We start from the raw sequence: 13,529 nt of genomic DNA, 5'->3' as shown, positions 1-13,529 counted from the left end.
GTGAAATCCGCCGTAATCAGTGGCTTTTTTGTTGCTTGATTTGTCTCCAACGGTAATACACAGCGTCTTAAATGCTCTAATCGCCCGTCGCGTCTTACAGAAGAATCGTCTCTCTCATGGATTTCAAACAGCTCTGGCTCAACGCCCAAGACCTCTGGGGTGCCCTCGAACAGCACCCGCTCCTGCACGCCGGCCTGGCACTCGTCCTGCTGCTGGTGATCGCGCTGGTCCTCGGACGAGTGGCGCGCTACCTGATCCTGCATGCCAGCCGCATGCTCGGTCGCCAACCGGCGCTGCACTGGATCAACGATTTTCGCCATAACAAGGTGTTTCAGCGCCTGGCGCAGATGACGCCGTCGCTGGTGATCCAGTTCGGCCTGCACCTGGTGCCGGAACTGAGCAAGACCGCCACGGTGTTCCTCGGCAACGTGGCGCTGGCGTTCACCATTCTGTTCCTGCTGCTGTCGGTCAGCGCCCTGCTCAATGCACTGCTGGACATCTACGCCCGCACCGAACACGCCCGCACCCGCTCGATCAAGGGTTATGTGCAACTGGCGAAAATGGTCTTGTACGTGTTCGGCGCGATCATCATCGTCGCCACCCTGATCGACCGATCGCCGCTTTTACTGCTGTCCGGTCTGGGTGCGATGTCGGCGGTGATCCTGTTGGTCTACAAGGACACCCTGTTGTCGTTCGTCGCCAGCGTGCAACTGACCAGCAACGACATGCTGCGGGTCGGCGACTGGATCGAAATGCCACAAGTCGGCGCAGATGGCGACGTGGTCGACATCACCCTGCACACGGTCAAGGTGCAGAACTTCGACAAGACCATCGTCTCGATCCCGACCTGGCGCCTGATGTCCGAGTCGTTCAGAAACTGGCGCGGCATGCAGCAATCCGGCGGGCGGCGGATCAAGCGCAGCCTGTTCATCGACGCCAGCGGTGTGCGGTTCATCCGCGACGATGAAGAAGAAAAACTCTCCCAGGTGCACCTGCTGACCGCCTACATGGGCCGCAAGAAAGCCGAGCTCAAGGCGTGGAACGAAGCGCAGGGCAATGTCGCGGCGATGTCGGCGAACCGCCGGCGCATGACCAACATCGGCACCTTCCGCGCCTACGCGTTGGCCTACCTGAAGAGTCATCCGGAAATCCAGCCGAACATGACCTGCATGGTCCGCCAGATGCAGACCACGGCCCAGGGCATCCCGCTGGAAATCTACTGCTTTACCACCACCACGGTGTGGGCCGATTACGAGCGGATCCAGGGGGATATTTTCGATTACCTGCTGGCGGTGCTGCCGGAGTTTGGCTTGAGCCTGTATCAGCAGCCGAGCGGTGGGGATTTGCGTTCCGGGATATTGCCGGCAGTCCTTGGTGCGAGCCACATTCCACAAGCCGAAAAACATCTGATGTAAAACCACCGATCAAATGTGGGAGCGAGCCTGCTCGCGAATGCAGCAGGTCATTCAACATAAATGTCGACTGACATGACGCCTTCGCGAGCAAGCTCGCTCCCACAGGTACTGCATCTATTTCGAAATCCCGATTTATCAGGCCTGCCGTTGCGGTGCCTTGTGCACCATGGTGTAGGCGTAGTCGACGCCCATGCCGTACGCACCGCTGTGTTCCAGCACCAGGTCCATCACCGCCTGATAAGTGTCTTTGTGCGCCCAGTCACGCTGGTATTCGAGCAGCACTTGCTGCCAGGTCACAGGCACTGCGCCGGCCTGAATCATCCGCTGTACCGACATGTCGTGGGCTTCCTTGGTAGTGCCGCCAGACGCGTCGGTGACGATGTACACCTCGTAGCCTTCAGCCAGGGCTTCCAGGGCCGGGAAGGTCAGGCAGACCTCGGTCCACAGCGCGGCGATGATCAGTTTCTTGCGCCCGGTGGCCTTCACCGCGTCAACCAGCGCCTTGTCTTCCCAGGAGTTCATCGAGGTGCGCTCGATCGGCTTCTGCTCCGGGTGCACCGCCAGCAGTTCCGGCCAGATGTAGCCGCTGAAGCTTTCGGTTTCGACCGAGGTGTAGATGGTCGGCACGTTGAAGATCTTCGCTGCCTTGGCCAGGCCGACAGTGTTGTTCTTCAGGGTCTGACGGTCGATCGACTGTACGCCGAAAGCCATTTGCGGCTGGTGGTCGATCAGGATCAGGGCGGAGTTGGTTGGGTTCAGCAGTTCACGGATAGACATGGCGCGTTCCTTTTGATGTCGATTCAAAGTGTCGATTGGGTATTGGTGAGTCGAGGCGTTTTGCCGTCTGCGGCGTTGTTGTCTCGGCTTGGATGTCACTTTAGGGGCTAGCCGATAAAGGGACAATTCCCTAAAATCGAGAATCATTGATTCTAAAAAAGAGACAATCATGGATCGCATCGAATGCATGCGCGCCTTCGTGGTAACGGTCGGCGAAAACGGCTTCGCAGCCGCCGCCCGGGCCATGGACGTGCCCCGCTCAAAAGTCAGCAAACAGATTCAGGCGCTGGAAGAAGCCATCGGTGTGCAGTTGCTGCAACGCACCACCCGCAGCCTGCACCTGACCGAGGCCGGCGCCGAGTATTTCGAAGCAGCGCGGGAAGTGATTGCGGCACTGGACGAGGCCGAACAACGGGCGCGGGACGGAGTGGGCGAATTGCGCGGGGTGTTGCGGGTGAACGCGCCGATGTCGTTTGGATTGCGGCGACTGGGCAAGCTGATTCCGCTGTTCCATGAGCAGCACCCGAACATCGAGCTGCAACTGGTGCTCAGCGACCAGCAGGTCGATCCGGTGCGTGGCGGGTTCGACGTGACCATCCGCATCGCCAGCCTGCCCGACTCGACCATGATCGCCCGGCAACTGGCGCCAGCGCCGCGCATCATGGTCGCCTCCCCCTCTTACCTCGAACGCGCGGGCACGCCGCAAACGCCGCAGGATCTGCGCTCACATCAATGCTTGAACTACGGCTATCTGCAAAGCGGCGTCAGCCTGCAACTGTGCAATGGCAAGGAGACGCAACGGGTCAACGTGACCGGGCCGTTGCACGCCAACAACGGCGACCTGCTGGCGCAAGCGGCCGAGGCCGGCATGGGCATTGCGCTGCTGCCGGACTTCATCGTCGAAGAAGCACTGGCGGCCGGGCGACTGGTGCCGGTGCTGTGCGAATGGCAGGCGCCGGCGATCACCATCAACGCGGTGTACTCCTCAGCGCGGCGGGTGCCGCAGAAGACCCGGGCATTTATCGCGTTTCTGGTGGAGCAATTGGCGCCGACTGGCGAACCCCCAACCGGCTGATCCACACCCCCGCCAGAATCACGCTGCCACCGAGGAACAACCGCCCGAGTTCTTCATGCTGATTCCAGATCAGCAGGTTCAGCAGCAGCCCCACCGGGACGTGCAGGTTATTCATCACCGCCAGGGTGCCGCCGTTGACCAGGCACGCACCCTTGTTCCACCAGTACAGACCGAGTGCGGTCGAGACCAGGCCAAGGAATACCAGCACGCCCCATTGCAACGGCGCTTCGGGCAAGAAATTGGATTTACCGAACAACAGGAACGCCGGCAGTGCCACCGCCAGTGCGCCGAGGTAGAAGAAGCCGAAGCGCCGGTAGTGCGGCAGATCGCTCGGGTGTTTCGCCACCAGATGTTTGTACAGCACCTGACCGGCGGCGTAGGTGAAGTTGGCCAGTTGCAGCAGCAGGAAGCCCATGAAGAAGTCCGGGTTGATCCGGTCGTAGCGAATCACCGCCGCCCCGCACACGGCCACCAGTGCGGCGATCAGCGCCCACGGGTTGAAGCGTCGGTTGAGTGCGTCTTCGATCAGCGTCACATGCAATGGCGTAAGGATCGTGAACAGCAGCACTTCAGGCACCGTCAGCACCCGGAAGCTCAGATACAGGCAGACGTAAGTCACGCCGAACTGCAACGCGCCGATCAGCAGCATGCCGCGCATGAACGCCGGCTCCACCGAACGCCAGCGCGTCAGCGGGATGAACACCAGCCCGGCCAGCACCACCCGCACCAGCACCGCGAAGTAGCTGTCGACATGACCGGCCAGGTATTCGCCGATCAGACTGAAGGAAAACGCCTGGATCAGCGTGACAAAAAGTAGATAGCCCATGCTCGCCTCGATTTCGAATGGCGGCGACGATAGCGTTTTTTGCCGGCCATCGCTAAATCCCGGGCAAAAAAAAGCCCGATCTCGCTAAAGCGTTCAATCGGGCTACAGCACTCAGGAGCAACAAGTGCAAAGGGAGGTTCGATGCGCGTAGAGCCTTGAAGGGGTTGCGCCAGGTCACTAGAACAATCGGCGATTATCTGGCGATTAACATATCAAGCGACCTGGGACAGTTTGGCGTTGGCCTGGTTGAGGCCCTTCTCCTGGAAGTCGCCGCCCAGGTTCATCCCTTCGGCGTGAATGAAGGTCACGTCGTGGATGCCGATGAAACCCATCACCTGACGCAGGTACGGTTCCTGATGGTCGGCCGGACCGCCGGCGTAGATGCCGCCGCGAGCGGTCAGCACGTAGGCACGCTTGCCGCTGAGCAGGCCTTGCGGGCCGGTTTCGGTGTACTTGAAGGTCACACCGGCACGCAGTACGTGGTCGAGCCAGGCTTTCAGGGTGCTCGGAATGGCGAAGTTGTACATCGGCGCGGCCATCACCAGCACGTCGGCAGCCAGCAATTCATCGGTCAATTCGTTGGAACGGTCCAGCGAGGACTGCTCGCTGTCGTTGCGCTGCTCGGCGGATTTCATCCAGCCACCCAGCAGGTTGATGTCCAGGTGCGGCACCGGGTTCACGGCGAGGTCACGTACGGTGATCTGATCGGCCGGATGCGCCGCTTTCCACTGACTGATAAAGGTCTGGGTCAGTTGACGGGAAACCGAGTCTTGCTGGCGGGCGCTGCTTTCGATGATCAGAACGCGGGACATGTTGTGTAGCCTCCATCCGAGAATGTTGTAAGTCGATGGAGTGAAGGTTAAACAGAGTCGTATCGATGAAAAAGCGCAAATAATTGCTGCAAAGCATCGAAAAATTCGTTTAGATGCAAGCCATACCCTGTGGGAGCCCGCCCCCACAGGGCCGTGACGCTATTTCGGGGTGCAGCTCAGCTTGATGCGCAGCTTGATGATGGTCCGGGTGAACTTGGCCGTGGCGTTTTTATGCTTGCCCGCAGCCACCTCGATGTTGCGGGTGCGCGGCGCTTCCGGGCCGTTGGTGAACACCACCTTGCAGGTCGCGTCGACGTCGCCGTAGTTGTTGACCTGGATGGAGCCGATGTCGTTATCGGTGTCGAACGCGTTGTAGTCGATCTTCAGGCCGTTGAGGTCCTTTTCCACATCGATCGGGTACGCGAACGCAGTCAGCGGAAGCAGCGCCAGCAACACACAACAGAATTTTTTCATTCGGCAGTCTCCATGGGGGACCGCCAGCTTAGGACAAGAGGAGCTATTGATGAAAGCGCCCCGCGTGACCCTTGATCAATGGCGAACGTTGCAGGCCGTGGTCGACCACGGCGGATTCGCCCAGGCCGCCGAGGCCCTGCATCGCTCGCAATCGTCGGTGAGTTACACCGTCGCCCGCATGCAGGATCAGCTCGGCGTGCCGCTGCTGCGCATCGACGGCCGCAAGGCGGTGCTGACCGAAGCCGGCGGCGTGCTGCTGCGCCGCTCGCGGCAACTGGTGAAACAGGCCAGCCAGCTGGAAGACCTCGCCCATCACATGGAGCAGGGTTGGGAAGCCGAAGTGCGGCTGGTGGTCGACGCGGCCTACCCCAGCGCCCGCCTCGTCCGCGCCCTGACCGCGTTCATGCCGCAAAGTCGTGGTTGCCGCGTGCGTCTGCGTGAGGAAGTGCTGTCGGGCGTAGAAGAAGTGCTGCTCGAAGGCGTGGCCGACCTGGCCATCACCGGCCTGAGCATTCCCGGTTACCTCGGTGCGGAATTGAGCGACGTGGAGTTCGTCGCCGTCGCTCACCCCGAACACGCCCTGCATCGGCTGAACCGCGAGCTGAATTTCCAGGACCTGGAAACCCAGATGCAAGTGGTGATCCGCGACTCCGGCCGCCAGCAACCCCGGGACGTCGGCTGGCTTGGCGCCGAACAGCGCTGGACCGTCGGCAGTCTCGCTACCGCCGCCAATTTTGTCTCCAGCGGTCTGGGCTTCGCCTGGCTGCCACGGCACATGATCGAACGGGAGTTGAAAGAAGGCCTGCTCAAGCTGCTACCGTTGGACCAGGGCGGCAGCCGCAATCCGAGCTTCTATCTGTACTCGAACAAGGACAAACCGCTGGGCCCGGCCTCGCAGATCCTCGTCGAACTGCTGCGCACCTTCGACACCTTGCCGCTGGACGCACCGTTCGCCGCCCCCGAACAAGCCTGACACGGAGTTCACCGATGGCGTATTTCGAGCATGAAGGTTGCAAACTGCACTACGAGGAATATGGCCACGGCGATCCGTTGCTGCTGGTTCACGGTCTGGGCTCCAGCACCCTGGACTGGGAAATGCAGATTCCCGCCCTGGCCGCGCACTACCGGGTGATCGTCCCGGATGTGCGCGGTCACGGCCGCTCCGACAAGCCCCGCGAGCGCTACAGCATCGCCGGGTTCAGCGCCGACATCGTCGCCCTGATCGAGCATCTCAAGCTCGGCCCCGTGCACTACGCCGGACTGTCCATGGGCGGCATGATCGGCTTTCAGTTTGCGGTCGATCAGCCCCGGATGCTCAAGAGCCTGACCATCGTCAACAGCGCGCCCGAGGTCAAGGTGCGCAGCCGCGACGATTACTGGCAGTGGTTCAAGCGCTGGAGCCTGATGCGCCTGCTCAGCCTCGCCACCATCGGCAAAGCCCTTGGTGCCAAGCTGTTCCCCAAACCGGAGCAGGCGGATTTGCGCCAGAAGATGGCAGAGCGCTGGGCAAAAAACGACAAACGTGCTTATCTCGCCAGCTTCGATGCGATTGTTGGCTGGGGGGTCCAGGAACGACTTTCCCGGGTCACCTGTCCAACCCTCGTCGTCAGCGCCGACCGGGACTACACCCCCGTTTCGCTGAAAGAAACCTATGTCAGACTGCTGCCCGATGCGCGGCTGGTGGTGATCGCCGATTCGCGCCACGCCACCCCGCTCGATCAGCCCGAACGCTTCAATCAAACGCTGCTGGAGTTCCTTGCCACAGCGAATAATCACCCTCAGGATCACTGACCCATGCTGAAAAAACTTGCCCTCGCCGCCGGCACCGTGCTGTTCGCTGCCAACCTGATGGCGGCCACGCCGGCCAAGGCGCCACACGTCGAACTGGTGACCACCAATGGCACCATCGAAATCGAACTGGACCCGGTCAAGGCGCCGATCAGTACCAAGAACTTCCTCGAGTACGTCGACAGCGGTTTCTACACCAACACCATTTTCCACCGCGTGATTCCGGGCTTCATGGCTCAGGGCGGCGGCTTCACCCAGCAAATGCAACAGAAAGACACCAAGGCGCCGATCAAGAACGAAGCCAGCAACGGTCTGCATAACGTTCGCGGCACCCTGTCGATGGCCCGTACTTCCGATCCAAACTCGGCCACCAGCCAGTTCTTCATCAACGTTGCCGACAACGCGTTCCTCGATCCGGGCCGCGACGCCGGTTACGCAGTGTTCGCCAAAGTGGTCAAGGGCATGGATGTGGTCGATATCATCGTCAACTCCCAGACCACCACCAAACAGGGCATGCAAAACGTGCCGGTCGACCCTGTGATCATCAAGTCGGCCAAGCGCATCGACTAAGCTTTACAGGGCATATCGAGCGGCGACGGTTGAACACCGCGCCGCTCAAACCGATAAAAGGAGAGCCCGTGCTCCGGGCGGTTATCTGATGCTCTATCGCCGTTTCGAACAACTGATCGACATATTCCGCGATGCCCCGACGGCATCCCCGCCGGACCGCGTTCTGCCCTTCTATACCTATTACCTGAAGCAGGTCTGGCCGAGTTTCGCCGCCCTGCTGATCGTCGGCCTGTTCGGTGCCTTGATCGAAGTGGCGCTGTTCAGTTACCTGAGCCGCATCATCGACCTCGCCCAAGGCACGCCAAACGCAGACTTCTTCAAAGTGCACGGCGCCGAACTGGCGTGGATGGCGGTGGTGGCGTTGCTGCTGCGCCCTCTGTTCCTGGCACTGCACGACATGCTCGTACACCAGACCCTGAGCCCGAGCATGACCAGCATGATTCGCTGGCAGAACCACAGTTACGTGCTCAAGCAGAGCCTGAATTTCTTCCAGAACGACTTCGCCGGACGCATTGCCCAGCGCATCATGCAGACCGGCAACTCGCTGCGCGATTCCGCCGTGCAAGCGGTGGATGCGCTGTGGCATGTGCTGATCTACGCGATCAGTTCGCTGGTGCTGTTCGCCGAAGCCGACTGGCGCCTGATGATCCCGCTGCTGACGTGGATCGCCGCCTACATCGGCGCACTCTATTACTTCGTGCCACGGGTCAAGGACCGCTCGGTGGAAGCCTCTGATGCGCGCTCGAAGTTGATGGGCCGGATCGTCGACGGCTACACCAACATCGCCACCCTGAAGCTGTTCGCCCACACCAACTTCGAACAGCACTACGCCCGCGAAGCGATCCAGGAACAGACCGAAAAAGCCCAACTGGCCGGTCGCGTGGTTACCAGCATGGACGTGGCCATCACCACCATGAACGGTCTGCTGATCGTCGGCACCACGGCGCTGGCCCTGTGGCTGTGGACGCAGTCGCTGATCAGCGTCGGTGCGATCGCTCTGGCCACCGGCCTGGTGATCCGCATCGTCAACATGTCCGGCTGGATCATGTGGGTGGTCACCGGGATCTTCGAAAACATCGGCATGGTTCAGGACGGTCTGCAGACCATCTCGCAACCCGTCAGCGTCACCGACCGGGAGCAGGCCAGACCGCTGGCCGTAGCCCGTGGCGAAGTGCGTTTCGAGCACGTGGATTTTCACTACGGCAAGAAGAAAGGCATCATCGGCGACCTCAACCTGACCATCAAACCGGGCGAGAAAATCGGTTTGATCGGCCCGTCCGGCGCCGGCAAATCGACTTTGGTCAACCTGCTGTTGCGCCTGTATGACGTCGAGGGCGGACGGATCCTGATCGACGGCCAGAACATCGCCGAAGTCGGCCAGGAAAGCCTGCGCGCACGGATCGGCATGATCACCCAGGACACCTCGCTGCTGCATCGCTCGATCCGCGACAACTTGCTGTACGGCAAGCCCGACGCCACCGACGCCGAACTCTGGGAAGCGGTGCGCAAGGCCCGCGCCGATGAGTTCATTCCGCTGCTGTCGGATGCCGAAGGACGCACCGGATTCGACGCGCATGTCGGCGAACGCGGGGTGAAACTGTCCGGTGGTCAGCGTCAGCGGATCGCGATTGCGCGGGTACTGCTCAAGGACGCACCGATCCTGATCATGGACGAAGCGACCTCGGCGCTGGACTCGGAAGTCGAAGCGGCGATCCAGGAAAGCCTGGAAACCCTGATGCAGGGCAAGACCGTGATCGCCATCGCCCACCGCCTCTCGACCATTGCCCGCATGGACCGGCTGGTAGTGCTGGAAAACGGCAAGATCGCCGAAAGCGGCAACCATGCCGAACTGCTGGCCCATGGCGGGTTGTATGCGCGGTTGTGGGCGCACCAGACCGGAGGGTTTGTCGGTATCGATTGAATCGCGCTACTGATCATTCCCACGCTCCGCGTGGGAACGATCAACAGGAAGAAAAAAACCGCCAGAGCCCTTTACCCACGGGCTCTGGCGGTTTTTTATCGCCTGCTGGAAATCCGCAAAATCCCTGCTGTACTGATCCAAGGCTCCGGAACGGAACCTGTCGTAAGTCTGCAGGGACGCACCACTCGATGCAGTCTCGATAGCACGTCTATCAAGGACTCTCTCATGTCTCTGTTCAAACGTTCAGTCACTGAGTTGCTGGGTACGTTCTGGTTAGTGTTGGGCGGATGCGGCAGTGCGGTGATCGCCGCGTCTTCACCTTTGGGAATCGGCGTGCTGGGGGTGGCCCTGGCGTTTGGTCTGACGGTGCTGACCATGGCCTTTGCCATCGGCCACATCAGCGGATGCCACCTCAACCCGGCCGTGTCCGTCGGCCTGTTCGTCGGCGGTCGGTTCCCGGCCAAGGAACTGCCCGCCTACATCATCGCCCAGGTGATCGGCGGGATTCTGGCAGCGGCCCTGCTCTACCACATCGCCAGCGGCAAGGAAGGTTTCGACATCGCCGCAGGCCTTGCCTCAAACGGCTATGGCGAACACTCACCGGGCAAATACTCGATGGCCGCGGGCTTCGTCACAGAGCTGGTGATGACTGCCATGTTCGTAGTGATCATCCTCGGCGCCACCGACAAGCGCGCCCCGGCAGGACTGGCACCGATCGCCATCGGTCTGGCCCTGACGCTGATCCACCTCATCTCGATCCCGGTGACCAACACCTCGGTCAACCCGGCCCGCAGCACGGGTCCGGCACTGATGGTCGGCGGCTGGGCTATCGCGCAGTTGTGGATGTTCTGGGTCGCGCCACTGCTCGGTGCGGTGGTTGGCGGCGTGCTCTATCGCTGGCTGGGCAAGGAAGACAACTAATCTCCTGTGGGAGCGAGCTTGCTCGCGAAAAGCGATGTGTCAATGCGGCAAACATTGACTGATACCAACCTTTCGCGAGCAAGCTCGTTCCCACATTGGAATCTAGGCCTGACGATAGGGCAAGGCTGCTCTTGCTTCTTCGGCATAGGCCAGTACACCGGCGCGCTCCTGGTGCAGGAAGTCTTTGACCGCGGCTTTCAAACCGGGATGGCGCAGGTAATGCCAGGAATGGGTGATCACCGGTTCGAAGCCGCGAATCAGTTTGTGCTCGCCTTGGGCACCGGCATCGAAACGTTGAAATCCATTGTCGATCGCATAGTCCATGCCCTGATAGAAACAGGTCTCGAAGTGCAGCCGGTCGAACTCGGCCAGGCATCCCCAGTAGCGTCCGTAAAAGCTGTCGCCGCCCACCAGACTGAACGCCATCGCCACCGGCCGTGAGCCCTGCCGGGCCAGGACCACGCGGATCGATTCCGGCATGCGCTCGGCCAGCAGGCTGAAGAATTCCCGGGTCAGGTACGGCGCCTGCCGGCGCACCGCATAGGTGTTGGCGTAACAGGCGTAGACAAAATCCCACTGCGCCTCGTCCAGCTCCCGGCCTTCCAGCCATTGGAACTCGAAGCCCTGCCCCGCCACCTGCTCGCGTTCCTTGCGCATCTGCTTGCGCTTGCGCGAGCTGAGCACGTCGAGGAAGTCCTGAAAGTCGCGGTAGCCGCGATTCTGCCAGTGGTACTGACAGCCGATGCGTTGCAGCCAGCCCGGCTGTTCAGCCATGGCGGCATCGGTGAACGCGTCGGTGAAGTTGATATGGGCGCTGGAGAGCTCTTCGATCTCCAGATACCCCGGCAGGCTCTTGAGCAGTTCGAATCCGTCTTCGACGTTTGCCGCCAACAACCGTGGGCCGCTCACCGGGCTGAACGGCACGGCGCTGAGGAATTTGGGGTAGTAATCGATGCCGGCCCGGGCGCAGGCATCGGCCCAGCCGTGATCGAACACGTATTCGCCGTAGGAATGCCACTTGCGATAACCGGGCAACGCCGCGATTACACGTCCCGCTTCAACGTGCAGCAAATGCTCCGCTTGCCAGCCCGTGTGAGGGCCGACGCTGCCGCTGTCCTCCAGCGAAGAAAGAAAGGCATGGCGCAGAAACGGCTGGTTTTGCGGAACCAGAACATCCCAGTCGGACGCTGGAATTTCCGACAGTTTATGCAGGCGTTGCAGCGGCATTTTCCTCTCCACTTTCGGGCGTGAACGCACCGCGAGTATCGCTGATCGGCCGGGCGTTGCCCACGCCCGATTGCACGACAGCGCTCTAGATCAATAGTTCACGGCAGTTTTGTATCGTCATCAACCTGCCATCATCGTGCCACTGCTCTGTCATAAACCATCGCGATACTGGCGCCTGTTTTTAGAGCGCCGGGTTCTACCCGGACACTGTTTTCCGACCATCAAAACGTCGGTTGTGCCCAGGATGGTTCAGCCATCCCCTTTCATCTTCGGAGATTGCTATGCGTCTTGCTTCCACGAAAACTGCGGCGGCCCTGTGCGGTGGCCTGTTGCTGGCCATGAGTGTACCGGCCAGTGCCGCAGTCGACGCCAAACTGCTCGACATGCTCAAGGCTAACGGTTCGATTTCCCAGGCGCAGTACGTAGAACTGCAAACTGAACTGGCCAAGGATCAGAAGGCTCAGCAAATCGCGCAGCAGGCGCAGCAAGAGACCAACGAGCAAATCGCGGCGACCGCGAAGAAAACCAACGAACTCAGCAGCTTCGACCAGAAACTGGCCTGGGCCGCCAAGACCCAGTTCAAGGGCGACGTACGTATCCGTCAGGAAACCATCAAAATCGACGGCGAACCGAACAACGGCGGCCGCGACAAGGATCGCCAGCGTATCCGTGCCCGTCTGGGTGCCTACACCGAGATCAACCCGCAAGTCGACACCGGCATCCGTATCGCCACCGGCGGCGGCGACGACGCCCGTTCGACCAACCAGGACCAGGACAACTACTTCGACAAGAAGCAGATCTGGCTCGACCTGGGCTACATCGACTACCACCCGGATCAAATCAAGAATCTGCACATCATCGGCGGCAAGATGCTGCAACCGTGGGTGAGCATGGGCGACGTGATCTGGGACAGCGACATCAACCCGGAAGGTCTGGCCGTTACCTACAAGTATCCATTGGGCAGCAGCGTCGAACTGTTCGGCAGCCTGGGTAACTACAACCTCAAGGACAACGTCGACGGCGACGGCGTGCAATTCCGTCACGACCTGCGCCTGACCGCTGGCCAGTTGGGCAGCCGCTTCGCTATCACCGACAACCTGAAACTCACCCTGGGCGGCAGCGTCTACGCCTACCAGAACGACGAAGACAGCCGTTGCACCGGTACCTCCACGCCGTGCGCCCTGGCCGTCAACGGCAACTCGGCTGACAACGAATTCCGTCTGTACGAAGGCTTCAGCCAGGTCGACATCGGCGGCCTGCCAATGCCGCTGTCGTTCTACGGTCAGTACGTGAAGAACAACGATGCTGTGACCGATCAGGACACCGCCTGGCTGGTGGGTGCCAAGTCGAAAGTCTTCGGCCTGAACCTCGACTACAACTATCGTGACGTGCAGCGCAACGCTGTGGTCGGCGCCTTCACCGATTCGGACTTCGCCAACGGCACCACCGGTTCCCGTGGCCACAAGTTCAAGGTCGGTTACGACATCGACAAGAACTTCGCCATCGGTGCGACTTACTTCCTGACCAAGGCCGACTTCTCCAGCCGTACCCAGCGTGATGCAGACACCAACACACTGCAGCTGGACGCGGAAGCGAAGTTCTAAAAGAACAGTGACAAGTGGCAGGTTTCAAGCTGCAAGTGAATGCCTCACTTGCAGCTTGAGGCTCGAAACTTGAAGCTGTTTTTGTACAACAGACTGGCGCGGCCGCAGCGATCCCCATC

General features: G+C 60.7%; 13 protein-coding genes. 8 read left to right on the top strand and 5 right to left on the bottom strand.

Features of this window, described 5'->3' with window-relative positions:
- Positions 1–116: 116 nt before the first annotated feature.
- Positions 117–1,415: a mechanosensitive ion channel family protein gene (locus IHQ43_RS07550; RefSeq protein ID WP_192563919.1), complete on the top strand. Its 1,299-nt coding sequence runs from the start codon at positions 117–119 to the stop codon at positions 1,413–1,415.
- A 135-nt stretch (positions 1,416–1,550) separates the two neighbouring features.
- On the opposite strand, the gene IHQ43_RS07545 is transcribed toward IHQ43_RS07550, so the two are convergent.
- Complete coding sequence (locus tag IHQ43_RS07545) at positions 1,551–2,192, bottom strand: hydrolase (RefSeq protein ID WP_007956548.1); 642 nt, start codon at positions 2,190–2,192, stop codon at positions 1,551–1,553.
- Positions 2,193–2,361: 169 nt separating this feature from the next.
- Here IHQ43_RS07545 and IHQ43_RS07540 point away from each other — a divergent pair, with 169 nt between their 5' ends.
- Entirely contained in the window at positions 2,362–3,267 is a 906-nt protein-coding gene (locus tag IHQ43_RS07540; protein ID WP_192563918.1) for a LysR family transcriptional regulator, read from the top strand.
- Here IHQ43_RS07540 and IHQ43_RS07535 read toward each other — a convergent pair.
- From IHQ43_RS07535 to IHQ43_RS07525, 3 genes are all read right to left on the bottom strand, one after another.
- Positions 3,212–4,093 (bottom strand): carboxylate/amino acid/amine transporter, encoded by an 882-nt coding sequence (locus IHQ43_RS07535; protein WP_192563917.1) that lies wholly within the window; start codon positions 4,091–4,093, stop codon positions 3,212–3,214. The two genes, IHQ43_RS07540 and IHQ43_RS07535, sit on opposite strands and share 56 nt — an antisense overlap.
- A gap of 212 nt (positions 4,094–4,305) precedes the next feature.
- A complete protein-coding gene (locus IHQ43_RS07530) occupies positions 4,306–4,905 on the bottom strand; it encodes an FMN-dependent NADH-azoreductase (protein WP_007956545.1) in 600 nt (199 codons plus the stop codon).
- Positions 4,906–5,064: 159 nt separating this feature from the next.
- The gene (locus tag IHQ43_RS07525) at positions 5,065–5,379 is read right to left on the bottom strand and encodes a hypothetical protein (protein WP_011332961.1); all 315 of its coding nucleotides are present in this window, start codon (positions 5,377–5,379) and stop codon (positions 5,065–5,067) included.
- A gap of 49 nt (positions 5,380–5,428) precedes the next feature.
- Between IHQ43_RS07525 and IHQ43_RS07520 the strand changes: the two genes are divergently transcribed.
- The 5 genes from IHQ43_RS07520 to aqpZ all read left to right on the top strand — a co-directional run bounded on the left by IHQ43_RS07520 (position 5,429) and on the right by aqpZ (position 10,579).
- Positions 5,429–6,352 carry a PA3225 family LysR-type transcriptional regulator gene (locus tag IHQ43_RS07520; RefSeq protein ID WP_007956543.1) on the top strand — a complete coding sequence of 308 codons (924 nt, stop codon included), beginning with the start codon at positions 5,429–5,431 and terminating at the stop codon, positions 6,350–6,352.
- A 14-nt stretch (positions 6,353–6,366) separates the two neighbouring features.
- On the top strand, positions 6,367–7,170 hold the full coding sequence (locus IHQ43_RS07515) for an alpha/beta fold hydrolase (protein WP_192563916.1): 804 nt from the start codon (positions 6,367–6,369) through the stop codon (positions 7,168–7,170).
- 3 nt (positions 7,171–7,173) lie between these two features.
- Entirely contained in the window at positions 7,174–7,737 is a 564-nt protein-coding gene (locus IHQ43_RS07510; RefSeq protein ID WP_192563915.1) for a peptidylprolyl isomerase, read from the top strand.
- An 88-nt stretch (positions 7,738–7,825) separates the two neighbouring features.
- Entirely contained in the window at positions 7,826–9,658 is a 1,833-nt protein-coding gene (locus IHQ43_RS07505) for an ABC transporter ATP-binding protein (RefSeq protein WP_192563914.1), read from the top strand.
- A gap of 225 nt (positions 9,659–9,883) precedes the next feature.
- Complete coding sequence (aqpZ, locus tag IHQ43_RS07500; RefSeq protein ID WP_192563913.1) at positions 9,884–10,579, top strand: aquaporin Z; 696 nt, start codon at positions 9,884–9,886, stop codon at positions 10,577–10,579.
- Positions 10,580–10,681: 102 nt separating this feature from the next.
- On the opposite strand, the gene IHQ43_RS07495 is transcribed toward aqpZ, so the two are convergent.
- Complete coding sequence (locus IHQ43_RS07495) at positions 10,682–11,806, bottom strand: GNAT family N-acetyltransferase (RefSeq protein WP_192563912.1); 1,125 nt, start codon at positions 11,804–11,806, stop codon at positions 10,682–10,684.
- A 281-nt stretch (positions 11,807–12,087) separates the two neighbouring features.
- On the opposite strand from IHQ43_RS07495, the gene IHQ43_RS07490 reads away from it, so the two are divergent.
- Positions 12,088–13,410: a putative porin gene (locus tag IHQ43_RS07490; protein ID WP_039772596.1), complete on the top strand. Its 1,323-nt coding sequence runs from the start codon at positions 12,088–12,090 to the stop codon at positions 13,408–13,410.
- Positions 13,411–13,529: the final 119 nt, after the last annotated feature.

It is taken from the genome of Pseudomonas gozinkensis (assembly GCF_014863585.1).
Classification (GTDB): Bacteria; Pseudomonadota; Gammaproteobacteria; order Pseudomonadales; family Pseudomonadaceae; genus Aquipseudomonas; species Aquipseudomonas gozinkensis.
The sequence above is the reverse complement of the archived record's forward strand: the minus strand, read 5'-3'. Positions and strand labels throughout refer to the sequence as shown.

Excerpts from the sequence above, each read along its gene's own strand:
- IHQ43_RS07550 (WP_192563919.1), top strand. The coding sequence starts at position 117 with ATGGATTTCAAACAGCTCTGGCTCAACGCCCAAGACCTCTGGGGTGCC.
- IHQ43_RS07545 (WP_007956548.1), bottom strand. The coding sequence starts at position 2,192 with ATGTCTATCCGTGAACTGCTGAACCCAACCAACTCCGCCCTGATCCTG.
- IHQ43_RS07540 (WP_192563918.1), top strand. The coding sequence starts at position 2,362 with ATGGATCGCATCGAATGCATGCGCGCCTTCGTGGTAACGGTCGGCGAA.
- IHQ43_RS07535 (WP_192563917.1), bottom strand. The coding sequence starts at position 4,093 with ATGGGCTATCTACTTTTTGTCACGCTGATCCAGGCGTTTTCCTTCAGT.
- IHQ43_RS07530 (WP_007956545.1), bottom strand. The coding sequence starts at position 4,905 with ATGTCCCGCGTTCTGATCATCGAAAGCAGCGCCCGCCAGCAAGACTCG.
- IHQ43_RS07525 (WP_011332961.1), bottom strand. The coding sequence starts at position 5,379 with ATGAAAAAATTCTGTTGTGTGTTGCTGGCGCTGCTTCCGCTGACTGCG.
- IHQ43_RS07520 (WP_007956543.1), top strand. The coding sequence starts at position 5,429 with ATGAAAGCGCCCCGCGTGACCCTTGATCAATGGCGAACGTTGCAGGCC.
- IHQ43_RS07515 (WP_192563916.1), top strand. The coding sequence starts at position 6,367 with ATGGCGTATTTCGAGCATGAAGGTTGCAAACTGCACTACGAGGAATAT.
- IHQ43_RS07510 (WP_192563915.1), top strand. The coding sequence starts at position 7,174 with ATGCTGAAAAAACTTGCCCTCGCCGCCGGCACCGTGCTGTTCGCTGCC.
- IHQ43_RS07505 (WP_192563914.1), top strand. The coding sequence starts at position 7,826 with ATGCTCTATCGCCGTTTCGAACAACTGATCGACATATTCCGCGATGCC.
- aqpZ (WP_192563913.1), top strand. The coding sequence starts at position 9,884 with ATGTCTCTGTTCAAACGTTCAGTCACTGAGTTGCTGGGTACGTTCTGG.
- IHQ43_RS07495 (WP_192563912.1), bottom strand. The coding sequence starts at position 11,806 with ATGCCGCTGCAACGCCTGCATAAACTGTCGGAAATTCCAGCGTCCGAC.
- IHQ43_RS07490 (WP_039772596.1), top strand. The coding sequence starts at position 12,088 with ATGCGTCTTGCTTCCACGAAAACTGCGGCGGCCCTGTGCGGTGGCCTG.